Annotated in this window: 23 protein-coding genes; 16 read left to right on the top strand and 7 right to left on the bottom strand. The window is 63.9% G+C overall.

Going from position 1 to position 23,556, the window contains the following annotated elements; genetic code table 11:
• Window positions 1–2: 2 nt before the first annotated feature.
• A complete protein-coding gene (locus A5678_RS11595) occupies window positions 3–1,199 on the bottom strand; it encodes an amidohydrolase family protein (RefSeq protein ID WP_068042315.1) in 1,197 nt (398 codons plus the stop codon).
• A 116-nt stretch (window positions 1,200–1,315) separates the two neighbouring features.
• Between A5678_RS11595 and A5678_RS11590 the strand changes: the two genes are divergently transcribed.
• Window positions 1,316–2,410: an acyl-CoA dehydrogenase family protein gene (locus tag A5678_RS11590; RefSeq protein WP_068042312.1), complete on the top strand. Its 1,095-nt coding sequence runs from the start codon at window positions 1,316–1,318 to the stop codon at window positions 2,408–2,410.
• 13 nt (window positions 2,411–2,423) lie between these two features.
• A complete protein-coding gene (locus A5678_RS11585; protein WP_068042309.1) occupies window positions 2,424–3,323 on the top strand; it encodes a TIGR03619 family F420-dependent LLM class oxidoreductase in 900 nt (299 codons plus the stop codon).
• Here A5678_RS11585 and A5678_RS11580 read toward each other — a convergent pair.
• Entirely contained in the window at window positions 3,313–3,750 is a 438-nt protein-coding gene (locus tag A5678_RS11580; protein WP_068042543.1) for a nuclear transport factor 2 family protein, read from the bottom strand. The two genes, A5678_RS11585 and A5678_RS11580, sit on opposite strands and share 11 nt — an antisense overlap.
• A 49-nt stretch (window positions 3,751–3,799) precedes the next feature.
• Between A5678_RS11580 and A5678_RS11575 the strand changes: the two genes are divergently transcribed.
• The 3 genes from A5678_RS11575 to A5678_RS11565 all read left to right on the top strand — a co-directional run bounded on the left by A5678_RS11575 (window position 3,800) and on the right by A5678_RS11565 (window position 6,185).
• Window positions 3,800–4,444 carry a cysteine hydrolase gene (locus A5678_RS11575; protein ID WP_068042306.1) on the top strand — a complete coding sequence of 215 codons (645 nt, stop codon included), beginning with the start codon at window positions 3,800–3,802 and terminating at the stop codon, window positions 4,442–4,444.
• A gap of 80 nt (window positions 4,445–4,524) precedes the next feature.
• Window positions 4,525–5,718 carry an amidohydrolase family protein gene (locus A5678_RS11570; protein ID WP_068042303.1) on the top strand — a complete coding sequence of 398 codons (1,194 nt, stop codon included), beginning with the start codon at window positions 4,525–4,527 and terminating at the stop codon, window positions 5,716–5,718.
• Window positions 5,715–6,185: a MaoC family dehydratase gene (locus A5678_RS11565; RefSeq protein ID WP_068042300.1), complete on the top strand. Its 471-nt coding sequence runs from the start codon at window positions 5,715–5,717 to the stop codon at window positions 6,183–6,185. The genes A5678_RS11570 and A5678_RS11565 overlap by 4 nt, the downstream gene beginning before the upstream one ends.
• Before the next feature lie 2 nt (window positions 6,186–6,187).
• On the opposite strand, the gene A5678_RS11560 is transcribed toward A5678_RS11565, so the two are convergent.
• Window positions 6,188–8,551 (bottom strand): CaiB/BaiF CoA-transferase family protein, encoded by a 2,364-nt coding sequence (locus A5678_RS11560; protein ID WP_068042297.1) that lies wholly within the window; start codon window positions 8,549–8,551, stop codon window positions 6,188–6,190.
• Entirely contained in the window at window positions 8,548–10,005 is a 1,458-nt protein-coding gene (locus A5678_RS11555; RefSeq protein ID WP_068042541.1) for an aldehyde dehydrogenase family protein, read from the bottom strand. Before A5678_RS11555 ends, A5678_RS11560 begins: the two co-directional genes overlap by 4 nt.
• Before the next feature lie 279 nt (window positions 10,006–10,284).
• Here A5678_RS11555 and A5678_RS11550 point away from each other — a divergent pair, with 279 nt between their 5' ends.
• The 8 genes from A5678_RS11550 to A5678_RS11515 are packed head-to-tail and all read left to right on the top strand — an operon-like array spanning window position 10,285 to window position 17,016.
• Window positions 10,285–11,457 (top strand): cytochrome P450, encoded by a 1,173-nt coding sequence (locus A5678_RS11550; protein WP_068042539.1) that lies wholly within the window; start codon window positions 10,285–10,287, stop codon window positions 11,455–11,457.
• A complete protein-coding gene (locus A5678_RS11545; protein ID WP_068042294.1) occupies window positions 11,457–12,638 on the top strand; it encodes an acyl-CoA dehydrogenase family protein in 1,182 nt (393 codons plus the stop codon). The genes A5678_RS11550 and A5678_RS11545 overlap by 1 nt, the downstream gene beginning before the upstream one ends.
• Window positions 12,639–12,654: 16 nt before the next feature.
• Window positions 12,655–13,206, top strand: coding sequence for a MaoC family dehydratase N-terminal domain-containing protein (locus A5678_RS11540; protein ID WP_068042290.1), 552 nt, complete (start codon window positions 12,655–12,657; stop codon window positions 13,204–13,206).
• Window positions 13,206–13,619: a Zn-ribbon domain-containing OB-fold protein gene (locus tag A5678_RS11535; RefSeq protein WP_068042287.1), complete on the top strand. Its 414-nt coding sequence runs from the start codon at window positions 13,206–13,208 to the stop codon at window positions 13,617–13,619. The genes A5678_RS11540 and A5678_RS11535 overlap by 1 nt, the downstream gene beginning before the upstream one ends.
• Window positions 13,620–13,640: 21 nt before the next feature.
• On the top strand, window positions 13,641–14,753 hold the full coding sequence (locus A5678_RS11530; protein ID WP_068042285.1) for an acyl-CoA dehydrogenase family protein: 1,113 nt from the start codon (window positions 13,641–13,643) through the stop codon (window positions 14,751–14,753).
• Window positions 14,750–15,202: a MaoC family dehydratase gene (locus tag A5678_RS11525; protein ID WP_068042282.1), complete on the top strand. Its 453-nt coding sequence runs from the start codon at window positions 14,750–14,752 to the stop codon at window positions 15,200–15,202. Before A5678_RS11530 ends, A5678_RS11525 begins: the two co-directional genes overlap by 4 nt.
• The gene (locus tag A5678_RS11520) at window positions 15,199–16,368 is read left to right on the top strand and encodes a lipid-transfer protein (protein WP_068042277.1); all 1,170 of its coding nucleotides are present in this window, start codon (window positions 15,199–15,201) and stop codon (window positions 16,366–16,368) included. The genes A5678_RS11525 and A5678_RS11520 overlap by 4 nt, the downstream gene beginning before the upstream one ends.
• Window positions 16,369–16,413: 45 nt before the next feature.
• Entirely contained in the window at window positions 16,414–17,016 is a 603-nt protein-coding gene (locus tag A5678_RS11515; protein WP_068042275.1) for a TetR/AcrR family transcriptional regulator, read from the top strand.
• A gap of 10 nt (window positions 17,017–17,026) precedes the next feature.
• Here the strand turns inward: A5678_RS11515 and A5678_RS11510 are convergent, their stop codons facing one another.
• The 3 genes from A5678_RS11510 to A5678_RS11500 form a co-directional block, all read right to left on the bottom strand.
• Window positions 17,027–18,238, bottom strand: coding sequence for a cytochrome P450 (locus tag A5678_RS11510; protein ID WP_068042272.1), 1,212 nt, complete (start codon window positions 18,236–18,238; stop codon window positions 17,027–17,029).
• The gene (locus A5678_RS11505; RefSeq protein WP_068042268.1) at window positions 18,235–19,455 is read right to left on the bottom strand and encodes a CaiB/BaiF CoA-transferase family protein; all 1,221 of its coding nucleotides are present in this window, start codon (window positions 19,453–19,455) and stop codon (window positions 18,235–18,237) included. Before A5678_RS11505 ends, A5678_RS11510 begins: the two co-directional genes overlap by 4 nt.
• 75 nt (window positions 19,456–19,530) lie before the next feature.
• Window positions 19,531–20,061 (bottom strand): nuclear transport factor 2 family protein, encoded by a 531-nt coding sequence (locus tag A5678_RS11500; RefSeq protein WP_068042537.1) that lies wholly within the window; start codon window positions 20,059–20,061, stop codon window positions 19,531–19,533.
• A 120-nt stretch (window positions 20,062–20,181) separates the two neighbouring features.
• On the opposite strand from A5678_RS11500, the gene A5678_RS11495 reads away from it, so the two are divergent.
• From A5678_RS11495 to A5678_RS11485, 3 genes are all read left to right on the top strand, one after another.
• Window positions 20,182–21,792, top strand: coding sequence for a class I adenylate-forming enzyme family protein (locus A5678_RS11495; RefSeq protein WP_068042535.1), 1,611 nt, complete (start codon window positions 20,182–20,184; stop codon window positions 21,790–21,792).
• An 85-nt stretch (window positions 21,793–21,877) separates the two neighbouring features.
• A complete protein-coding gene (locus A5678_RS11490) occupies window positions 21,878–22,654 on the top strand; it encodes an SDR family oxidoreductase (RefSeq protein ID WP_068042265.1) in 777 nt (258 codons plus the stop codon).
• A gap of 17 nt (window positions 22,655–22,671) precedes the next feature.
• On the top strand, window positions 22,672–23,475 hold the full coding sequence (locus A5678_RS11485; protein ID WP_068042262.1) for an SDR family NAD(P)-dependent oxidoreductase: 804 nt from the start codon (window positions 22,672–22,674) through the stop codon (window positions 23,473–23,475).
• The last annotated feature ends 81 nt before the right edge of the window (window positions 23,476–23,556 follow it).

Raw genomic sequence — 23,556 nt, 5'->3', positions numbered from 1 at the left:
GTCTAGCTCCGACTGAGCAACTGGACAGCGTTGTCGCGCATGATCCGTTTCTTAGTGGCATCGTCGAGCGGGTCGAGCAACTTGACGAAGTCGGCGGGCTCGGCGAGCCCTTCGGCGTGTGGGTAGTCCGAACCCATCACGAGGCAGTCGTCGTAGCCCAGGCTGCTGACGATCGCGGGCGTATCGTCCTCGGGGTATGGCACCACCCGAACGTGCTGCCGGAAGATGGCAGACGGCTTCTCCGTCAGCTTCCCGCCGATCCACGGACCATTTCGCCCCATGCCGCGGCTCTTGTCCATGTGTTTCGTGAAGAACGGCACCCACTCCGCACCGTGCTCGGCGACAAGCACATCCAACCCGGGAAAGCGACCGAAGAGATTGTCGAAGATCAGCGCCGAGAGGGTGTCCTCGATCGGGCGTTGGCCGTAGACGTTCATCCATTGCCAGGCCGACATGTGCCAGGAGGCAGGATCCGCACTGTGGCCCCAGGCAGGTGAGATCGCATCGAAGTACCAGAAGGGCATGATGTGGAACACCAGGACACAGCCGGCTTCCTGAAGACGCGCGTAAATCGGATCAAAGTAGGGGTCACCCGGAGATCTGCCGTATGCCGGGCCCGTCGGCAGCATGACAAACTTCGCACCCTGCGCGATCAGTGCGTCGGTTTCGGCGACGGCCAGGTCGAGGTCCCGAAGTGAGAGCAGCCCGGTTGCGTAGATGCGGTTCTCGTAGTTGAAGCCCCATTCCTCGTCGAACCAGCGGTTGAACGACCGGAGATTCGCGTATAGCGCCGCCGTGTCGTCAACGTAGTGCTCGCCAGCCAGGGCCATTCCGCTCGGATAGATCACCATCCGCTCGACGTTCTGCTTCTCCATCACAGCCAGCCGTGCCGAACGCTCGATGTACTCGGGCTGCATTGGCTGGGGCTCGTAGGACTCCTCGGGGTTTCCGGATCCCATCTGCCTCAGCATCTCTTTCAGAGATCCAGGGCGGTACGCGACGTCCAGGCCCAGACCGCCTTCACTGTTGAAGGTCGCGACACGATGGCCGGCGAGAATCACCTCGACGCCGTCCGCTCCCCGCACGGTGGTGATTGCCCGATCCTTGAATTCCTTGGGCAGGTACCGAGTAAACGCGTCCCGCGTCTCATAGCAGTGCGTGTCGCAATCGAAGATCCCGTAGTCGAGTTTCGTCGTCACTGCGCGGCTCCTTCATGCGAGAATGAGGATTCTCCTATTTCAGAAAACATACTATCCTTTCCCGGCAATGCCTATCCCGGGCCGGGCCGGGTAGACCCACACCAAAGGAACCCCCGATGAGCGAAGCCGACGAACTCCGGCAGGCGATACGTGAGTTCCTGGCGGTCACCTCCCCGTCCGACCGGGTACGCGACCTCATGTCCACCGCGGCGGGATATGACGAATCGGTGTGGCACCAGATGGCCCGCGAACTGGGACTGCACGGCATCGCCGTTCCCGAAAAGTTCGGTGGGGCCGGTGCCACCATGTCCGAGCTCGCGGTCGTGTTCGAGGAGATGGGTGCAGCCTTGCTGTGTGCGCCATTCTTCTCCACCGTCGGACTCGCGACGCAAGCGATCCTTTGCAGCGGCGACACCGCTGCGATGGCCGACTACCTGCCGAGTTTCGTCGACGGATCCATCACCGCGACGGCGATCCTCAACGGCCGCCTCGATGCGTGGGAGCCGCGAGCGGTCACCCTGACCGCGCGCGCCGACGGCACCGGTCATCGCATTCATGGCGATGCCGATCTCGTTCTCGATGGCCATACCGCCGATGTTGTTCTGGCCGCGGCGGATACGAGCGCGGGCACATCACTGTTCGCGGTCGCGGCGGACGCTGAGGGGCTGACTCGCAAACCGCTCGCCACGCTCGACCGCACGCGAAAGGTCGCGCGTCTACAGTTTCAGGACGTCCCCGCCCGGTTGATCGGAACCGATGGGCAGGCGGCCGCGGGCCTGGCCCGCACGTCCGACCTCGCGATCGCCGCGCTGGCCGCCGAGCAGGTCGGCGCCGCCCAACGCTGCCTCGACATGGCCGTGGGCTACGCCAAGGAGCGAGTTCAGTTCGGGCGGGCCATCGGCAGCTTCCAGGCCGTCAAGCACCGCTGCGCGGACATGCTGGTGCTTGTCGAGGGCGCCCGCTCTGCCGCCATCCACGCTGCGGAGTCCGCTGACCGCAGCGACCTATCAATTGCTGCGTCAGTGGCGAAGATGGCCTGCTCGGAAGCCGTTCTGCAAGTCGCCTTGGACAACATGCGAATCCACGGCGGCATCGGGTTTACCTGGGAACACGACGCACACCTCTACGTTCGGCGCGCCAAGGCCACCGAGCTGATCTTCGGCAGCCCCGATCACCATGCCCAACGGTTGGCCGCATTGGCCGCACCATGAAAGGACCCCCACCGTGACCATTTCGTACTCCCTGGAATTGCCCACCCAGCGGGTAGACGCCGTGACTGAATTCGTCACCGCCGAAGCGATCTCCGAGATCGCGCGCGTCGGCGAGGCGAGCGGCTTCGCCGCCGTGCACGTCACCGACCACCCCGCCCCCGACGCGAAATGGCTGGACCACGGCGGCCACCACGCCCTGGACCCGTTCATCGCGCTGTCCTTTGCGGCAGCCGCTACGACGGACGTCAAGCTACTCACCAATGTCTACATCGCCGCCTACCGCAACCCATTCCTGGGCGCGAAGTCGATCCAAAGTTTGGACGTCCTATCCGGTGGCCGGCTGATACTCGGTACTGCCGCCGGTTACCTGAAGCCCGAATTCAGAGCGCTGGGAATGGATTTCGATAACCGCGGGGCGTTGCTGGACGAGGCGCTGGATGTACTGGCGAAGGTGCTCACGGGTGAGGATGTCGCCTACGAGGGCACCTCGTTCGCCGCCCGCGGTGTGCGACTGTACCCCGTGCCGGCGACACCGCCCCCGATCTGGGTTGGCGGCAACAGCAAGCCCGCCGTCCGCCGTGCGGTTGCCCGCGCACAGGGATGGGCGCCTTTCAACACGTTCGGCTACGCGACCGCGTCACGAACCGCGGAGATCTCGACGCTTGAGGAATTGGCGTCGGCCATCGCCTGGGCCAAGAAATACGCGGCCGAGATCGGCCGTACCGAACCGCTGGACATCTGTTTCTCGGCAGGCAACCTGCTCGATGACACCAAGTCGACCGACGAACGGCACGCCACAATCGCGCAGCTGGAAGCCATGGGCGTGACCTGGCTGACGATCGCCCCCCAGGGGGCCACCCGGGCCGAATACGTTGCACACGCGCAGGCGTTCGCAGCGGAGTTCATCGCATAAGGCTGTCGGTGGCAAAGGCGTCCACGCTGATGCGCCGATGCGCGAACAACCACCGTCCGTTCAACGGTGCAAGGACGTCACGATAGCGTCCCCAATGATCGAGGCCGATGTCGGTGTGGACGGCGAAATAGCTACTGACCTCCACCCGGTCCCTGGCGACCGACCCGAACCGGATGCTCGAAACGTGATGGCGCACATGTGTTGGCGTTTGTCTCTGCGGGTCCGGCCCTTGCGACACGGCAGCCCCGAGCCCGGTCTCGATCTCAGCGGGACCGATGAGCGGTTGTGCCCCTCCGGTGAACTCGAGGACGCCTTCGGGTCCGAAGCAGGCTGCCAGGCCGCGCAGATCGAACCGGTCGGTGGCGGCCGTGTAGTCGGCGAGTGTCTGGCGCACCGACTCACGAATGTCGAGTTCCCAGGCTTCCATCTGCACTCCTCTGGAAATTGCGTTCTCGCTCACGATAACGTTTATTCTCATGCCGCAACCGAGCCTGTTGAATTTGCTGAACCCCGCCACCACCGCGCTGATCACCCAGGAATGCCAGGGAGGCGTGATCGGCCCCCAGGCGGGTCTTCCCATGCTCGCTGAGGAAGCTAGGCGGGAAGCGATCCCGAACATCGCCGCGCTCCTCAAGGCGGCTCGCGCGGCTGGCGTTTCGGTCGTGCACTGCGTCATGCAAAAGCGCCCAGACGGTCGCGGGTCCAATACCAACGCCAGGCTGTTCATGGCCGGGAAGTCGTTCGCGGCCGAGTTGACCCCCGGCAGCCCGGGCGGCTCGGTACTTCCTGAGTTCGGCCCGGAACCAAGCGATCTGGTCCTCACCCGCACGCACGGTGTCGGACCGATGACGGGTACCGACCTCGACTCGGTGCTACGCAACCTCGGTGTTCAGACCATTGTGGGCGTGGGTGTCTCGGTCAACATCGCGATTCAGAACTTCGTGATGGACGCCGTCAATCGCAGCTATCAGTTCGTGCTTCCCCGCGATGGCGTATGTGGTTACCCACGCGAATACGCGGAATCGATCATCGACAACACGTTGGCCCTGCTGGCCACGGTGACCACCACCGAAGCCGTCGTGAAAGCGTGGAACGAGCTCGCGCGACCTGGCCCCGGATAGCTGTCGCGGCGCATTCAGTGATAACGTCATTTTCATATAACGTAAATGGTCATATTCGCTGCTCTGGAGGGATCAGTCACATGTCTACCCGGTCCTTGCCGTATCCGGTCTTCGATATCGACAACCACATGTACGAGACGACGGACGCGCTCACCAAGTACCTGCCGAAGGAACACCGTGGCAAGGTCGGCTACGTCGAGGTCAACGGACGGCCCAAGCTCGTCGTCAAGGACCACATCAGCCACATGATTCCCAACCCGACATTCGAGCGGGTCGCGAGACCGGGCAGCGCCGAGGACTACTTCTTGGGCAACAATCCAGAGGGACTCAATTTCCGCGAGTTCATCGGTGAAGCAATGGATGTCATCCCCGCATACCAGTATCCGGGTCCCCGACTGGAGCTGATGGACGAGCTCGGCATAGACCAATGCGTCATGTACCCCACTCTCGCCAGCCTCATCGAGGAGCGCACCACCGATGACGTCGTCTTGACCCACGCGATCATCCACGCCCTCAACGAGTGGATGCACGAACACTGGACGTTCAACTACCACGACCGAATTTTCGCGACGCCCGTCGTTTGCCTGCCTCTGGTCGACGAGGCAATCAAGGAGCTGCACTGGTGCCTCGAACGGGGAATGAAAACGTTCTTGGTTCGCCCGGCTCCGGTGCCCAGTCGCTTCGGCGGCTCGCGGTCCATGGGTCTGCCCGAGTTCGATCCGTTCTGGGAAGAAGTCGTCAAGGCTGGCATTCCGGTGACCATGCACGCATCGGACAGCGGATACCAGAAGCACCTGATGGAATGGGAGGGCGGCGACGAGTACCTGTCGTTCAAGCCGAGCGCGCTGCGCGAGGTGGTGATGGGGCACCGCGCCATCGAGGACACCCTGGCCGCGATGATCTGCCATGGTGCGCTGTCGCGCTTCCCCGCCCTGAAAATCTTTTGCGTCGAAAACGGCAGCGGTTGGGTGCGCAATCTTCTCGAACAGCTCAACACCGCGTACAAGATCATGCCCAAAGAGTTCGACGAGCATCCCGTCGAGGTGTTCAAGCGCAACATCTACATCCACCCGTTCCTTGAGGACGACATCAAGGGAATCGTTGACATCATGGGTGAGGATCACGTGATGTTCGGCTCGGACTTTCCGCACCCCGAGGGCATCGGCGACCCGTTGAGCTTCGTCGACCGTCTCGACGGCATCTCCGAGACGGCCAAGGCGAAGATCATGGGCGGCAACGCCATTGAGCAGTTGGGGCTCAAGGTCCCGGCATGACGCAGCCCTCGCCCACGGTCTACGAGGGCATCTCGGGGTTCGAAGCGCACGTCGGCGAACACCTGGGCTACAGCGGGTGGCACGAGGTCACCCAGAGGGAAATCGATCTGTTCGCCGATGCGACCGGTGACCACCAGTGGATTCACGTCGACGCGGAGCGGGCGGCCAAAGGTCCGTACGGTAAGACGATCGCGCACGGATATCTCACGCTGTCGCTGGTTCCCATTCTCGTGCAACAGATTTACCGGGTGACGGGACTGTCGATGCAAGTCAACTATGGTTCTGACAAGCTTCGCTTTCCTGCCCCAGTGCCGGTCGACTCGCGGATCCGCGCCGGCGCCGAACTCGTCAAACTGGAACGCAACGAGACGGGCGGCAGGGCCACCGTGCGGGTCACCGTCGAGGTTGAGGGGTCCGACCGACCGGCATGCGTGGTCGACACCATCGCGGCCATGGTCGATGCCTGAACTTACGCGTTCAGCAGCCGTTCGCCGATAACCTGTTCGTCACGCAGCTTCGTCAGCTCGTCGGCCGATAGTCCGAGGGCGCCTAGCACCTCGTCATTGTGTTGACCGAGTGTCGGCGATGGTGCGCGGTGATGCCGCAGGGGCCCCGGTGTGATCCGAAATGGCCAGCCCGGGAACCGATGCCGCCCAGAGAGCGGATGCTCAAGCGCCTCGTAGAAGCCGCGCGCCTCGAGCTGGTCGACGTCGTACATCCGGTCGGCGGTGAGAATCCGCTCCGCGGGCACACCACGGCGAAGGAGCGCTTCGGCGATCTCGTCGGGCGGTCGACCCGCCGTCCATCCAGAAAGGATTTCGTCGAACGCGGCGTGCTTGTGCAGCCGTGCCGCCGGTGAGGCGAACCGCGGGTCGTCGCGGAGTTCGGGCCGGCCGATCACGTCGACGACGGCGGCCCAGTCGGAATCATCCCGGACCGAGATGGCCACCCACTCGTCATCGCCACTGGCCGGGTAGACACCTTGCGCGTAGCGCCGGTGTCGATTGCCCTCTCGTTCGCGCAACTGGCGGGTCAGCGAGTATTCGATGACGGGTTCGGCCGTAACCGCCGCGCCGACCTCGATCTGCGCGACCTCGATCAGTTGGCCTTCACCGGTTCTGCGCTTGTGCTCCAACGCAGCCAGCAGTGCGACGGTGGCATGTACACCCACGATCGGATCGGCAGGCCCCTGCAGGTTGCAGGGTGGACCGTCGGGGTAACCGGTCGCTGCCGACATCCCCGATATCTGCTCGAAATTCAGTGCCCATCCGACGTAGTCGCGCCATGGGCCTTCGAGCCCAAGGCCCGGCATGCGGACCATGATGACGTCCGGATTCACCTCTACCAGCGACGCGTAATCCAGCCCGAACTGCTCCACCACCCGCGGCGAGAAGTTCTCCACCACGACGTCTGCCTCGGCGGCGAGCTTCAGGGCCAACTCGCGGCCGGCCTGGGTGCCGAGATCCAAGGTGATATCGCGCTTGTTGAGGTTGGTGCCCTGCCACATCGGTCCTATCTCGTACCAATGCTCGGTGCTGCGCAACAGTGCACCCGAATACCGATGCCCGTCCGGGCGTTGGATCGACTCGACCTTCACGACATCAGCGCCGAACGCACCCAGATAGCAGGTGAGGTACGCGCCGGACCAGAATGTGCTCAGGTCGAAAACCTTGAGATCTGCGAATGGCATTGCGACATCGTGAACTTCGGATGCGGCGGGCGTCGTCCGGCGATCGTGCGAGGAAGCTGCCGCTCTGTCGCCGAGCCGCGGCGCTGGTTTCGGTGGCCCGACCGGCGTGCGGGCCAACCGGAACGGCGCGCCGGGGCGGAGGAAGCGTTGGCCGCCCGCTTCGCTTTCGACGAAGAATCCCCGTTCGCGGTACTGGGGACAGTCGAGGATGGATGCTCCGTCGTTGACCGGCGCCGCGGGGATGCGCATCGCCTGGCTCAACTCGACCAGATCGGCCACGGTCATCGAATCGAGCCAGGGCTGCGCCTTCGCGAAGAACTCCTCGCGTTCGGGACCGCCCAGCATGATGGCTATCTGGTGCTCTCCGAATTCCGGCAGCCCTACCATCGCGCAGACGTCCAGCCAGTGCTGCCCGGTCAAGCAGTTGATCCCGATCCAGCCGTCTGCGGCGCGCACGATGCCGAGCATCGGGCCCGCCTTTGAATTCGGCGGAAGACCAAGGCTTTTCAAGCGTTCGGCCATCAGCATCGGATAGGCCAAGGTTGACAACAGAGACTCGAACGCCGAGACATCGACCTCGATCACTCGCTCAAGACCGGCATCCGCGACCCGCAGGGCCGTCAGCGCCCCGAGCGCGGCGTAGCTGCCGGCGATGTACTCGGGGATACGGACGCCGGCCTGTACCGGCGCCCGGCCGAGTTCGCGAGTGTTGACCCACCCTGATGCGGCCTGCAGGGTCAGCGACGTCGAATGGCGATTCCGGCGTGGGCCCTCCTGGCCGTAGTCGGAGATCCGGACGACGACGAGATTCGGGTTGAGGCGTTGCAGAGCTTCGCGATCAAGCCCCCAAACCAACCTGTCGGCTGATCCGGCTGGCAGATCCTCGACCAACACGTCTGCTTGAGCAATCAAGTCAGCGAGGGTGTCGGGATGTGCTTCGAGATCGATTGCCAGCCCGCGCTTTCCGGCGTTCAAGTACTCAAACAGTCCGCTCGACGGGCCCCAGCTTCGCAGCGGATCCCCTGCCGGGGGCTCAACCTTGTATACGTCGGCGCCGAGATCGACGAGCAGTTTCGCGCAATACGGCGCCGCAATTTCTGTACCGACTTCGACGACACGCAATCCGGCGAGCGCTCCCGTCACGCAGGCACTCCGATCGCCTTGGGTTCCATGTAGGCCCGAAGCCCCATCACGCCGCCTTCGCGGCCGATTCCGCTCTGCTTGAACCCGCCGAAGGGCGCGTCGCCGGGTATCGTGCCATTGATCGAGACCTGACCGGTCCTGATCCGTCGCGCAAGTCCGACCGCCCGCTCGATGTCGGTGCCCCAGACCGCGCCACCGAGCCCATAGGCCGAATCGTTTGCGATGCGGACCGCTTCGTCATCGTCGCGGTAACGCAGGACCGTCAACACCGGCCCGAACACCTCCTCCTGCGCGATAAACGACTCGGGGGTGGCATCGGTCAAAACCGTTGGCTCGAAATAGAAACCGCGGTCGAGTCCGGTCGGCCGCCCACCGCCAACGACGATCTTCGCTCCGTCGCTTTCGGCGCGCCTGACGAAACCCTCGACCCTGTCCAGGTGTTGACGGCTGATCAGCGGACCCATACCGGTCGCCTCGTCGGTCGGGTCGCCCACTGTGACGTTGCGAGCCAGCTCGGCAAGCCGATCGACGACATCGTCGTACAACTTGTCCGCGACCACCAGACGACTGTTGAGGATGCACGCCTGACCCGCATGCATCGTGCACCCTTCGAACAGCAGCCGCTCGAACAACTCGTCGGTCAGGTCGATGTCGTCAAGCAGGATGCTCGCCGATTTGCCGCCGCACTCGAGCAGGATCCGTTTCATTGAGGTTGCGGCGCCAGCCATCACATCGCGACCGACGGCCGAACTTCCGGTGAAGGTCACCATGTCGACCCGGGGATCGATGGTCAAGATCCTGCTGGCCTCGACACTGCTCGGGGTGACGACGTTGACCACGCCGGGTGGAATGTCGGTCTCCTCATCGATCAGCCGCGCCAGTGCGAGACCGGCCAGCGGTGTCAACGGCGAGGGCTTGAGGACAAGCGTGTTGCCCGCGGCCAGCGCGGCACCCAGCTTCATCACGTTGAGCGTGTGCGGGAAATTCCATGGCGTCATCGCCGCGACCACACCGAGCGGCTCGTAGCGCAACAGGGTGGTGCCCGCTGCTCCCCACGCGTCCATGGGCGCCTCAGCCGGTTCGAGCGCAAGTTCGGCCGCGTGGCCGACCATGAACGCGGGCCCCTCCACATGGATTAGCCGCTCGTTTGCTGTGCAGCCCCACTCGGCCTGCGCCAGCGCGTAGATCTCATCGCCCCGGGCGAGCAGCGCGTCGCTGAGCTGTTGGAGGCTGCGAGACCGCTCGGCTGGATCCGCCACGGCCCAAGGCCCGGAATCGAAGGCGGCACGCGCCGCACCGATGGCCTGCTCGACCTGCGCGACGCCGGCATCCGGCGCCGAGGCGATCACCTGTTCGGTTGCCGGGTTGACGACGTCATACCGCGCGGTGTCCGGTTCGACCCAGTTGCCATCGATATAGACGCCATAGCTGTCGACCAGGCTCGACTCGGCCATCACATCACTGGACCTTCCCGGTTGGTCGCCGAACTGTGCGGTGTCGCCCGATGCCGATGCGAACGTGTCCGACAATTCTTCAATTATGTACACCTGAGGATGCACTGGCGTCAACGCTGTTGCCACTCAACTGGGCAAACGGTGATTGACATTTGCGGTGCTTGTCTGTAGACACAGACATTACCGGACATTCATGAATTAACTGTCCGATTTCCCGTGTGTCGAGGAAGGCCCGCAGTGCCCGCTGACTCCACCCCCAGACCAACGTCCACGCTGCCTCTGCACTCGCCGGACTACTACGCCGGCGATCCGTATCCGGGCTACCGGGAACTGCGAAACAGCACGCCGGTGGTCTGGAACGACGTCACGAACTTTTGGGCCCTGACCAAATACGAGGACATCCGCCACATCTCCGGTCACCCGATGACGTTCACCTCGACGAGGGGCATCTCGATACCCGATCCCGCCATGCCAAGCCCGGTGCAGGAGGGAAACCTGATCTTCACCGACCCGCCACGGCACCGGCAGCTGCGCAAGCTGATCAACTCGGGGTTCACCCGTCGCCAGGTCACGTTGCTGGAACCCAAGGTGCGCGAGATCGTCAAGGGAATTCTCGACGACGTCGACCCGGCACGGGTGTACGAGTTCGCCGAAGAGATTGCCGCGCCGCTTCCGACCCGGATGATCGCGGAGATGCTCGGCGCGCCGGCCGAGGACTGGGAACAGTTCCGGGCATGGTCGGACGCGGCGGTGGGTACCGCCGATCCCGACATCGAGCTGGACAACATGGTGGCACTTGGCGAACTCTACGAGTACTTCACCAAACTGATCGACGCGCGGCGTTCCGGCAAGGTCACCGGGCAAGACGACCTGCTGTCCATCCTGGCGGCCGCCGAGGTCGACGGCGAGCGCCTGACCGATGCGGACCTGCTCAATTTCTCCTTCCTGCTGCTGGTCGCCGGCAACGAGACGACACGCAACCTGATCGCGCTGGGCACGCTGGCGCTGCTGGACAACCCCGATCAGTTCGCCTTACTCCGCTCGAAGCCCGAGCTTTTGCCGCTGGCCGTCGAAGAGATGCTGCGGTTCACCAGCCCGGTGACCCACATGGCGCGCGAAGCCACCGAGGACGTCGAGATCCGCGGCCAGCAGATCAAGGCCGGTGAAACGGTGGTCATGCTCTACGGTGCGGCCAACCGCGACGAGGAGATCTTCGGCCCCACCAGCGAGGAGTTCGACATCACCCGAAACCCGAACCCACACATAGCCTTCGGCGCCGGCGAACACGCGTGTCTGGGCGCGCAACTGGCACGGCTGGAGGCCAGGGTGATGTTCGAGGTGCTGCTGGGCACCTATCCGAGTATCGAACTGACCGGCGATGTGACGCGGCTGCGCGCCACGATGGTGCCGGGCGTCAAGCGTATGCCGGTACGGATGGGAGCCGGTGTCTGATGGATTTCGACTACACCCCCGAACAGGAACAGCTGCGCAAGGACTACCGCGAACGCCTCGAAGCCGTGATGACCCCCGAACGCCGCAAGGCGGTCGCAGGCTTGATGGAGGGCGGGGCCGCGGTGACCGAATGTCGGCGGGCGCTCGGCGAGGCTGGATTGCTTGGCGTCGCATGGCCGGTCGAATACGGCGGCAGCGGGTTGACCGCGCTCGAGCAGTACATCTTCGCCGAGGAAGCACGCCGAGTCCATGCGCCACTCCCGATGATCACGCTGAACACCGTGGGCCCCACGCTTATTCAGTACGGGACCAAGGATCAGAAACAGAAGTTCCTTCCCGCGATCCTCAAGGGCACCGTCGATTTCGCGATCGGCTACTCAGAACCCGGTGCGGGAAGCGACCTGGCCTCCCTACGGACCAGCGCGGTGCGCGACGGCGACGAATTCGTGATCAACGGCTCAAAAATGTTCACCAGCAGTGCAGAATTCGCCGACTACATCTGGCTGGCCGCCCGAACCGATCCGGAAGCCAAGAAGCACAAGGGCATCACGGTATTCATCGTGCCCACCGACTCGCCCGGTTTTTCCTGGAAACCCCTGCGAACGATGCCCGGCGTTTCGACGTATTACACCTTCTACGACGACGTGCGCGTGCCCGAGAGCGCCATCGTGCTCGGCGAGAACCAGGGGTGGAAGCTGGTCACCAACCAGCTGAACCTCGAGCGCGCGGCACTCGGCAACCTCGGTGCGCTGGAGCCATTGTTCGACAAGACGCTGCAGTGGGCCAAGACGACCGAGCTCGACGACGGGTTCGTGATCGACCAGCCCTGGGTGCAACAGGCATTGGCACGGGTCGAGGCTCAGGTTGCGGCCTACCGGCTGCTCAACCTGCGGGTAAACACGAACATGAGCTCGGGCGGCCTAGCGATGGGCGAGGCCTCGGCCGCAAAGGTGTTCGGCACCGAGCTAACTCAGCAGGTCGCCCGCGAGCTGCTCGACGTGGTGGGCCAGGCGGGCCTGCGCAAGGATGCGTCGGCTCCGCTCAAGGGCGAACTGGAGAGCGCCTACCGGCTCGCCGTCATCAACACATTCGGCGGCGGCGCCAACGAACTTCAACGCGACATCATCGCCATGGCAGGTCTCGGAATGCCACGCGCACCCCGCGACATGCGAGCCTCCTGAAAGGACTACCAACCCAGTGACTGAATTGACCAAAGACGAACTGCGGCAGCGCCTCGACGCGCTAATCGGCACGCCCACCGACGGGGTCGGCAGACCCGCTCGCGCGCCGGATCCGGTGAACCCCGCGATGATCCGGCACTGGGCGCACGCGTTAGACGACATGAACCCGGCCTACCTCGATGAGGAGTTCGCCCGCAACTCGCGCCACGGCGGCTTGGTCTCGCCGCCGGTGATGCTGCAGAGCTGGACGATGCCCCCGCCGAAGCTGGCGGGCATTCGCGAGCGCGGCGGCGTGCCGATCGAAATCAAGAGCAACCCGCTGCAGTTCTTGTCCGACGCCGGCTATACCGGCATCATCGCGACGAACTCCGAGTTTGAGATCGAACGCTATCCCCGGGTCGGAGACGAGATCACCGCCGAGACGGTGTTCGACTCGATCTCCGACGAAAAGAAGACGGCGATGGGCGATGGCTTCTTCGTCACCTGGGTGACCACCTACCGCGATCAGAATGGCGAGGTCATCGGCCGCCAGTGGTTCCGCACCCTGCGATTCAAGACGAGAAGCTGATGGCCAGCAGACTTGCCCCTTCGATCAGTCCAGACACCGAGTTCTTCTGGTCGGGCTTGAAAGACAACGAGCTTCGCATTCAGCGCTGCGCAGACTGCCAGACGTTACGTGTCCCGCCACGGCCGATGTGCGGTAAGTGCCAGTCGCTGAAGTGGGACTACGTCGTGGCCTCGGGTCGCGGCACGGTGTACAGCTTCGTGATGCCCCAGTATCCGCCGCTGCCGTTCCTCCAGTACCCCTACGTCGTCGCGCTCATCGAACTCGACGAGGGCGTCCGCATCGTCTCGAACCTCTGCGACATCGATCCCGCCGCGATCGAGGTCGGCATGCCCGTCGAGGTCTTCTTCGAGACATTCGAAGCGCTGCCGAGCGGCGACGAGTTGGTGCTGCACCAATTCCGGCCCGCCGGCTGAGGAGAAGGTAAAGCGAAAACAATGGATTTCACGTTCACGGAAGAACAAGAGACGGTCGGAAAAGTTGCGCGCCAGCTGTTCGAGCACCGTGCCACGCCCGAACATCTGGCCGAACTGGAGTCCGGCGACGTGCGCTACGACGCCGGACTGTGGAACGATCTCGCATCCGCCGACCTACTCGGCATCGCACTACCAGAATCCGTGGGCGGCAGCGGCGGCGGGTTCGTCGAATTGGGTGTACTGCTCAGCGAGGTCGGATTCAGTGTCGCGCCTGTACCCGTGTATGCCACGCTCCTGCTCGGCGCGGATACGATTGTCCGGCACGGTGATTCGGTTTTGCGGCAACGGTATCTGCCCGGCGTGGTCGACGGCAGCACGATCCTCACCGCGGCGCTCGTCGAACCTGGCAACTCCGACCCGACAACACCGCGCACCAACGCGCGATCCGACGGCGACACGTGGCGACTGGAAGGCAACAAAGAGCTGGTGCCCGCCGCGCAACTCGCAGCGGCCGTCGTGGTGTCGGCGCAGACCGAGGACGGTCCCGGATTATTCATCGTCGACACCGGAACCGACGGCGTAGGTATCGCACCCGTGCCCACCACCAATGGTGAACCCCACGCCGATGTGGAATTGACCGGCGCGATCGGCCGTCGGCTCACCGAGCACGACGCCGGGAACATAGTCGGCTCGCTCTACACCCGCGCCCTCGTCGGCTTGTGTGCGATCCAAATCGGTGTTGTGGAAAGGGCTTTGAAACTAGCCGCCAAGTACACCAGCGAGCGCGAACAGTTCGGCCGCCCCATCGGCTCCTTCCAGGCCGTCCAGCAGCGCCTCGCCGACGCGTTCATCGACGTCGAAGCCATCCGGTGGACCACGTGGCACGCGGCATGGTTGATCGCCCAAGGGCGACCGGCCGATCGAGAGGCCGACATCGCCAAGTTCTGGGCCGCCGAGGCAGGCGCCCGCGTCGCCTCCTCGGCCCAGCAGGTGCACGGCGGCATGGGAATCGACGTCACCTACCCGCTGTCCCGTTATTTCCTGTGGGCCAAGCAGAACGAACTCGCACTCGGGTCGGCATCACAGCAGTTGGCCCGGCTCGGCAACGCATACCTGGAAGGAAGCCGCAAATGACCTCCACCATCAAGCGCACCACGACCCTGGCGTGGAACACCATCAACGTGGGTGACGAGGTCACACCGATGGACGTGCCAGTGACCACCACGCTGATCGTCGCGGGCGCCATCGCCTCCCGTGACTACATGCCGGTACACCACGACCGTGACTTCGCCAATTCCCAAGGCTCCAAAGACATCTTCCTCAACATCCTGACCACCAACGGGCTGTGTGTGAAGTTTCTGCACGACTGGGCCGGACCCGAGGCGATGGTCAAGAAGCTTTCCGTTCGCCTGGGTGTTCCCGCCTACCCGAACGATCCGCTGCGCTTCGAAGGCAGCGTCACCGACAAGTCGTCGGCGGACGGCGAGGGCTTGGTCGAGGTCACCTTCAAGGGCACCAACAGCCTCGGAGCGCATGTCTCCGGCACCGCGGTGCTCAGCCTGCTCGACGGGGTCGATGCGTGAGCACCGGCATCGGCGGTAGAACCGCTCTGGCCGGCATCGGCCAGACGGAATTCTCCAAGGAGTCTGGCCGCACCGAAATCCAGCTGGCCTGCGAGGCGGTCAAGGCAGCCATCGACGATGCGGGTTTGCGGCCCCGCGATGTTGACGGCATGGTGACGTTCACCGTCGACGAGAACGAGGAGATCGAGGTCGCCCGCAACGTCGGTATCGAGAACTTATCGTTCTTCACCAGGGTGCCGCACGGGGGCGGAGCGGCGGCGGGCACCGTGATGCAGGCCGCGATGGCCGTCGCGACAGGTGCCGCCGAGGCAGTGGTGTGCTACCGAGCATTCAACGAGCGCTCCGGCTTTCGTTTCGGCGGCGCTGGACGCCAGCCCGGTGTGACGCCGTTGTGGATGGCACCCTATGCCCCGTTCGGGTTCATGACCCCGGCCGCGTGGGTCGCCCTGCACGCTCAGCGGTACATGTCGACCTACGGCGTCACCAACGCCGACTTCGGCAAGATCTCGGTCATCGACCGCAAACATGCCGCCAACAATCCGGACGCCTGGTTTTACGGCAAGCCGATATCCCTTGAGCAGCACCAGGAGTCACGCTGGATCATCGAACCGGTGCTGCGCCTGCTGGATTGCTGCCAGGAAAGTGATGGCGGCGTCGCGATGGTGGTGACCAGCGTCGAGCGGGCGCGCGATCTGCCCAAGCCGCCCGCCGTCATCACCGCGGCCGCCCAGGGCGCGGCGTACGACGGCGAGGTGATGACGAGTTACTACCGCGAAGAGATCACCGGGCTACCAGAGATGGGCGTGGTCGGCAACAAGCTGTGGCGCGACTCCGGACTGAAACCGGATGACATCTCGACGGCGTTCCTCTACGACCACTTCACACCGTTCGTATTCACCCAACTCGAAGAACTCGGGTTCTGCGGACGGGGCGAGGCCAAGGATTTCGTGTCGATCGACGAACTGTCGTTGGGCGGACGGATGCCGATCAACACCAACGGCGGCCTGCTCGGCGAGGCCTACATTCACGGGATGAACGGGATCACCGAGGGAGTGCGACAGGTGCGCGGCACGTCCCACAACCAGGTCGACCGCGTCGAACATGTCCTGGTCACGTCGGGCACCGGCGTCCCGACCAGCGGGCTGATCCTCTCGCCCGACCGCTGAGTCGCAACACCGCTACTCTCATCGGAAGCTAGAAAGGAGTCCTCCATGACGCAGGCAACCGCGACCGACACCCGCGCTGCCATCATCGCGGCGGCCTTCGCCTGCTTTCGGACCCAGAGCCTGGCCAAGACGACCATCGTCGACATAGCGCGGGCGGCCGACGTGTCCCGCAGCACATTCTACGAATACTTCCGGGACAAGGAGACAATCGTCGAAGCCTGCGCCGAGGCGGCATCGCAGCGGTTCTACCGCAACATGGCCAAGGCGATCGACCGTCGCGGCGGTAGCACCCTCGAGGGCCGGCTCGTGGAAGCCGCCGTCTTCGTCACCCAGGCGCGCAGGGTCGTCGAGCCGGAGGCGTACTTCGACGAGGCGGAAGTCAGCCTGATGATGACGAAGAACGCGGCCATGCTCCTGAAGGAATGCACCGAGTTCCTGGCGCCCTACGTCTCCGCTGCCAGGCTCACCGGCGAGGTTCGAAGTGATCTCGACATCCCTACTGCGACCGAATGGTTCGCGCGAATCCTATTCTCCCTGTTCACGACTCCATCGCCAACGATCGATATGCGTGACGACGACGCGGTCGCCGAATTCGTAAGGGCCTATGTGGTGAACGGATTCGTCGACGGCCACGGCCGACGGCGCTGAACGTCCCGCCCTAGCCAACCCTGCGCACGGGCACATTTGACCAGCCACAGACATTCGCCATTGCCACACGCTGCAGCCGGTCGCGGTCGACTTCGTACTCGGGAAGTAGGTCCAGCAGCGCGTTAAGCGCAACGCGGCTCTCCATGCGAGCCAATGCCGCACCGAGGCAACTGTGTATCCCGTAGCCGAACGCGAGGTTGAAGCCCATCTTGCGCTCTCGATCGATGTCCAACCGGTCGGGATCGTCGAACATGCGCTCGTCACGTGTCGCCGAACCGGTGACCAGTAGCACCGCACCGCCCGCCGGGATCGTTGTCCCGTAATACGTCACGTCGCGCGTGGCGGTCCGGACCTGATACTGCGAGGGAGCCTCGTAGCGCAGCAGCTCCTCCACCGCGGCGGGAATTTTGCTTCGGTCGCCGCGAAGCTTGCGCCACTGGTCGGGAAAATCGGCGAAGGCGACGATCGCATTGCCCACCAACTTGGTGACCGTTTCGGCGCCCGCCCCGCCGAGCATCGTTGCGAAACCGGTGATGTCGACGTCGGTAAGCTTTTCCACCACGCCGTCGCGTTCGATCTCCGTCTCGATCAAACGGCTGATCATGTCGTCTTCCGGTCGGGCTCGCCGCTGCTGCACCAGGTCGTAGTAATACAGGCCGGTGTTCACCGACGCCTGGTATCCCCGCTTGGTGGTCGCGATCTCGCCGGGATGCCGCTCAAGCAGCAAGTCCAGCCAGAGGCGGATCTGGTCGCGGTCCTGTTTCGGCACGCCGAGCATCGTGGTGATGACCTCGTTGGGGAACAGGGCCGAGAAGTCGGCAACGACGTCGAAGGACGCCGGATCCAGCGCATCGATGCGCTCATAGACCTTGTCGCGCACCATATCTTCCAACGCGGCGATCGACCGCGGGGTGAATACGTTGCTAACGAGCCTGCGCATCTTCTGATGCTCGGGCGGGTCCATGGAGATGATCACCTTGGGTACCGGGATGGCGTCGTCATGCGCCTTGACCATGTCCAGCGTCGCGCCCTTGGCCGACGAGAAGGTTTCGTGGTCTTTGGTCGCGGGTGCTACATCGTCGTACCGGGTGAGCGCCCAGAAATCCCACTTCGCGTTGTAATAGATGGGTGCCTCGTCGCGCAGCCGTCGGTAGGTGTCGTAGGCCCCGTTGAAGAACTCGGTTGAGAACGGGTCGAATTCGATGGAGATCGCTGAGCTCATAGGATCGCCCCGGATTCCTTGTACTTCGTGATCGTGTCCCAGTCGATGCCGGCGTCCATCAGGACTTCCTCAGTGTGCTGGCCGTGCTCGGGCGCTCCGGGCGGGATAACCGACCGCCCGTCGAATTGAACGGGGTTGGTGGGCAACGAAAACGGCACTCCGCTGACGGTTTGGGTGCGCGCGACGTAGCCGTTCGCGACGACGGCGGGGTCCTGACAAAGCTCGGCCGGTGTCTGCACGATTCCCCATGCCCCTGAGAGTGCCGCCAGAGTCTCGCGCCATTCGGCCAATGTGCGCCTTGCAAACGCCTCGTCCAGCAACGCGACCAGACTTACTCGGTTCTCGAACCGCGACGCGGGATCGGCGAATCGCGGATCGTCGACCAACTCGGGCAGACCGATCACCCGCATCGCCTCGGCGTAGAACTTGTCGAGTTGCAGCATCATGAGCTGCACGTAGCGGTCGTCTTTCGTGCGGTAGGTGGCCACCAGCGGGTTGGGTGAATCGGCGTGCCCGTACTTGGGAATGGCGCTGCCGCCGTGTATCTGGCTCACCGCGACGTCGGGGCCGAGGTTCCACGCGGCCAATCCGAGGAGGGAAACGTCGACCACCGAGCCTTTTCCGGTCGTTGCCTTTTTGTAGAGCGCGGCGGCGATCCCTCCCGCGATCGTCATCCCGCCGAGCAGGTCGCCGAACGCGGGCCGCGAACGCACCAGCTCGTCGGCCTCCTCGGTGAGGACGTTGGCGATTCCCCCACGCGCCCAGTAGGACACACCGTCGTAGCCGGGCTTGTCGGCATCGGGCCCTTTCGGCCCGTGCCCCGACCCCCGCACATAAACGATGCTCGGGTTGGCCGCTCTGATGTCCTCGACGTCGATGCCAAACTTCTTGCGGCGCTCCGGCAGGTAACTGGTCAAGAACACGTCGCAGGTCTTGGCCAGCTCGCGCACCACTTCCTGACCGCCGGGAGTGCTCAGGTCCACCCCGATAGATTTCTTACCCCGGTTGGGGATTTCGATCATGTAGTTGACCGACCCGCCGCCACCGTCAACGATTCCCATGGTGACCAGCCCGCGCTGGGGATCACCGCCGATGCGCGGCTCGACCTTGATGACTTCTGCGCCCCACTCCGCGAGTACCGCTCCGGCCGAGGGCACGAACGTCCACGCGGCGACCTCCAGCACACGAACTCCGCTGAGCACCTTGTCGTCAGAAATGACGCCCTCCCAAGCTTGCGATAACTGGCATTTACGTAAATGAGAATGTCACTTTCGCTCTGCATTGTAAACGGACTACGGCCGCCGGGAGAGCCGCCCCGGTTGCTCGGGATCGCCGTTCTCCCAAAACGCTCGCCAACTCGGCATCCGCTGCGGCATGGCCGCGCGAAGCGGTACGTCCGTCGGCCACCGGATGAATTCCGGCCCGGGCCGTTCGGTCACGTCTACGGAGTACCACGGGTGCTCACGCCGCTTGACGAAGTACCACCGGCCATCGCGTCGTTCGTACACATCGTCGTAGCGCATTGTTATGACGTACCACCCGTCACCGTCCTCGTGCTCCGCGCGGCAGTACACCGATCCCGTCGCATGATCGGCGTCGACGAAGTCGAACTCGTGCCCGCAGATCAGGTGGATGCTGCGGTAGAACCGCCGCAGAACCCGGTCATACCAGCGCTGCAACGCCTCCCGGCCGCGGCCCTGCGGGCCGGCGTCGACATCGTCGACGAAAAGCGCCACTAACGCGTCCACATCGCGGGCATCCAGCGCCATGGCACAGCGACTCGGCAGCTGACTGATCGCCAAACTGGACTCGATCCGATCCAGACGGTCCGGCGCCATGGTTTGCAGTGTAGTTCGACACCGTAGTACCGAGAACCGGTGTTCTCGTTTGACGGAAAGGCAACTATCCTGTTGAGGCCCAATGAACAGGAGGATGACGACCACATGCCCTTCCCGACGATCATGCCTACGGTCCCCGCCCTGGTGAGATCGTCTGCAGAGCGCTTCGGTGACAATCCATTCCTCATCGCCGACGGACACGTGCTGACCTACGTCGATCTCGACCTGCGTTCATCGCAGTTGGCGATGGCACTGCTCGCCAAGGGTATCGGAAAGGGAGACCACGTCGGGATTCTGATGCCCAACAGCGTGGAATGGGCGCTCGCCTGGTTCGCGGCCACCCGCATCGGCGCCGTCGCTGTTCCACTCAACACGTTCTACAAGGCGTCCGAACTCTCCTGGACGGCCCGTCACGCTGACCTGAAAGCGGTCCTGGCATGGTCTGCCTTCCGCAACCACGATTTCGTCGAACGACTTGAGGAGGCATTGTCCGGGCTCGCCGAACAGCGTCAACCGGGCCGCATCATCCTGCACAAGATGCCTTTTCTGCGCACGATCGGGGTGTGGGGACCGTGCGACCGGGCCTGGGCGACGGCATTCGAGGACAAAGAACTACCGGCAGGCATCGACGCCGATTTCCTCCTCGAAGTCGAGTCCTGCGTGACCCCGGCGGACGAGGCGATGATCATTTACACCTCGGGCAGTACCGGTGACCCGAAGGCACCGGTACACACACAGGGCACCCTGGTCCGCCACAGCTATAACCTCACCTTCCAGTACGGCATCACCGCCGATAGCGTCTTGTTCACCGCAATGCCGTTCTTCTGGGTGGGCGGGTTGATCACCGGACTGCAGGCCGTGATTCACCACGGCGCAACGCTTGTCACTCAGCCGGCGTTTGATGCCGCAGAGGCCTTGGAATTGATGGAGCGGTACCGCGCGACGATAGCGCTCGGATGGCCACAGCAGGGCAAGTCCTTGTCGGAGCATCCGGATTTCGCCGGGCACGACCTGAGTTCGGTGCAGCGCACCAGCATGCCCGCGATGGTGCCCCCGGACCGGCGACCCCAGGGGCCGAGCGCCCTTGGCATGACAGAACTGTGCGGCAACCACATCGGCGTGGACCCTTATCCGCCACAGCCGCCTGATCGAGCTGAAACCGGAGGGTTTTCGGTCGAGGGTCTCAGCCACATCCTCGTCGATCCCGAGACCGGTGTACCGGTCCCGGTCGGGACGAGCGGTGAGATCTGGGTTCGCGGTTACTCATTGATGCAGCGCCTCTACAAGCGTGAGCGCGAGGATGTGTTCACCGCGAACGGGTACTACCGGACCGGTGATTGCGGCGTCGAGTACGACGATGGCTGGATCAAATTCACCGGCCGGTTGGGCGATCTGATCAAGACGGGCGGCGGCACCAACGTCACACCGAGCGAAGTAGAACTGGCACTTGCCGATTGCGACGGCGTGCTCGAAGCGTATGTGGTCGGTGCAGAGAGCCCCGAGAACGGAACGGTGGTCGCGGCGGCGGTGGTGCCGCGCGGCGATTCGACGCTCGACGGCGAGTCATTGCGGGTGCAACTGCGGAGCCGACTTTCGGCATACAAGGTGCCGAAGTTCATCTGGGTTACCTCAAAGCAGGATCTTCCGTTCACCGCGACGGGAAAGGTCAAGAAGGTGGAGCTGGCGCAGCAGCTCAGCGAACTGCTGGTGTGCTGATGGTCAGCTGACTGCCGCCACCCCCGCAGAGAATTTGCATTCTCATATGCGAGAATTGCCTCGACCACGGCACAGGGAGCGATTCATGAGCGACCGGCACTTCAGCATCGCAGGGACACGGATGCTGATCATCGGGGCATCCTCGGGCATCGGACAGGCATTGGCCGTTGCCGCCCATTCCCGGGGAGCCAACGTGGCGCTCGCCGCGCGGCGGCTAGACCTACTCGCGAAGCTGGCCGATCAACTGCACGGATCGTCGCACGAGCTCGACGTTTCCGACCCCCGCGGCGTCGAATCCGTCGTCGGTGACGTCGTGGCCAAATTCGGCAAGCTCGATGCGGTCGTGTTCACCAGCGCCGTGGTGCCATTCGCGCTGATCGAAGATACCGAAGTGGAGACTTGGCTGCATGCGTACGCCGTCAATGCCGTCGGCGCCTCCCACGTACTGCGCGCGGCACTGCCGCATTTGGCCGACGACGCCGTGGTCATCGTCGCGTCGAGCCACGACGTCGGTCGGCCTCGCGCGGGTGTGGCCGCCTACCACGCGAGCAAGTCGGCGCTCGACGAGATCCTGCGTTCTTGGCGAGCCGAGCATCCCGATCTCGCCGTGATCCGGGTCAGTGTCGGCCCCACCTGTGACACCGAAATCCTCCGCGGAGCCGATCGCGACCTGCTGGCGAATTTGTACCGGGCCTGGGCACACGAAGGCCAAATTCCGGACGAGATGTCTACGGTCGAAGACGTGGCCAATGCCATGCTTTCCCTCATCGCCATTTCACGCGCCAACCCGACGGTGATCAGCGAGATCGTGCACCTCGCGCCCCGAATCATCAAGCGCCGGCCGGCTCTGACCGGCAGCTGATCTAAGAGGGAGCACCAGTGGACCTAGGTTTCAACGGAGCAACGGCGGTGGTCACCGGGGGCAGCAAGGGAATGGGGCTGGCGATCGCCGAGAGTCTCGGGGCAGAGGGCGCTTCGGTGGCGATCATGGCACGCGGCCAAGCCGCTTTGAACTCGGCTGCGGAGAAGATTCGCAGTGCAGGCGCTCCCGAAGTGCTGACGATCAGCGTCGACATGTCCGATGCCAAGTCAATCGCGTCGGCGTTCACCTCCGTTGGTCATGCGTGGGACGACCTGAATGTCTTGGTGCACACAGTTGGTCCCGGCGCGGGTGCCTTCGAAGATCTTGACGACGACGACTGGCACGCGGCATTCGATCTCGGCACGCTGTCCGCCGTGCGCTCGGTGCGCGCCGCACTGCCGATGTTGCGAGCGGCCGATTGGGCTCGCATCGTCACGCTGTCGGCGCACTCGATCCAGCGCCAGAGCGCCCGCCTAATCGCCTACACGGCCAGCAAATCTGCTTTGTCGAGCTTCACCAAGAACCTCTCCAAAAGCCTTGGCTCGGAGGGCATCCTGGTCAACTGCGTCTGCCCCGGTACCATCGTGACCGCCAGTTTCACGGAGGTCCTACGCGATGCGCTCGCTGCGGAGGGGCTGGACTCGTCAGATGCAAAGGATGTCATGACGTGGGTCGAGAAAACCTACGGCCATCCCTGTGACATCGGGCGCGCCGGCTTGCCCGAAGAGGTCGCGTCCCTTACCGCGTATCTGGCATCACGGCGGAATGGCTACGTGACGGGGGCCACGGTCAACGTCGACGGCGGATCAGACTTCATTTGACCCCCAGCCAGCGGTTTGCGGATGGCGGCCGCGTTGGGGCTGAGGCCCGTCCGGCAAGTTGGTTGTAAGGAGCGTCAATGG

The sequence above is a fragment of the Mycobacterium sp. E2733 genome, from assembly GCF_001667585.1.
GTDB lineage: Bacteria > Actinomycetota > Actinomycetes > Mycobacteriales > Mycobacteriaceae > Mycobacterium.
The sequence above is the reverse complement of the archived record's forward strand: the minus strand, read 5'-3'. Positions and strand labels throughout refer to the sequence as shown.

Coding starts and splice junctions, on each gene's coding strand:
- A5678_RS11590 (WP_068042312.1), top strand. CDS start 1,316: ATGAGCGAAGCCGACGAACTCCGGCAGGCGATACGTGAGTTCCTGGCG.
- A5678_RS11580 (WP_068042543.1), bottom strand. CDS start 3,750: ATGGAAGCCTGGGAACTCGACATTCGTGAGTCGGTGCGCCAGACACTC.
- A5678_RS11575 (WP_068042306.1), top strand. CDS start 3,800: ATGCCGCAACCGAGCCTGTTGAATTTGCTGAACCCCGCCACCACCGCG.
- A5678_RS11570 (WP_068042303.1), top strand. CDS start 4,525: ATGTCTACCCGGTCCTTGCCGTATCCGGTCTTCGATATCGACAACCAC.
- A5678_RS11565 (WP_068042300.1), top strand. CDS start 5,715: ATGACGCAGCCCTCGCCCACGGTCTACGAGGGCATCTCGGGGTTCGAA.
- A5678_RS11555 (WP_068042541.1), bottom strand. CDS start 10,005: ATGGCCGAGTCGAGCCTGGTCGACAGCTATGGCGTCTATATCGATGGC.
- A5678_RS11545 (WP_068042294.1), top strand. CDS start 11,457: ATGGATTTCGACTACACCCCCGAACAGGAACAGCTGCGCAAGGACTAC.
- A5678_RS11535 (WP_068042287.1), top strand. CDS start 13,206: ATGGCCAGCAGACTTGCCCCTTCGATCAGTCCAGACACCGAGTTCTTC.
- A5678_RS11530 (WP_068042285.1), top strand. CDS start 13,641: ATGGATTTCACGTTCACGGAAGAACAAGAGACGGTCGGAAAAGTTGCG.
- A5678_RS11525 (WP_068042282.1), top strand. CDS start 14,750: ATGACCTCCACCATCAAGCGCACCACGACCCTGGCGTGGAACACCATC.
- A5678_RS11515 (WP_068042275.1), top strand. CDS start 16,414: ATGACGCAGGCAACCGCGACCGACACCCGCGCTGCCATCATCGCGGCG.
- A5678_RS11510 (WP_068042272.1), bottom strand. CDS start 18,238: ATGAGCTCAGCGATCTCCATCGAATTCGACCCGTTCTCAACCGAGTTC.
- A5678_RS11495 (WP_068042535.1), top strand. CDS start 20,182: ATGCCCTTCCCGACGATCATGCCTACGGTCCCCGCCCTGGTGAGATCG.
- A5678_RS11490 (WP_068042265.1), top strand. CDS start 21,878: ATGAGCGACCGGCACTTCAGCATCGCAGGGACACGGATGCTGATCATC.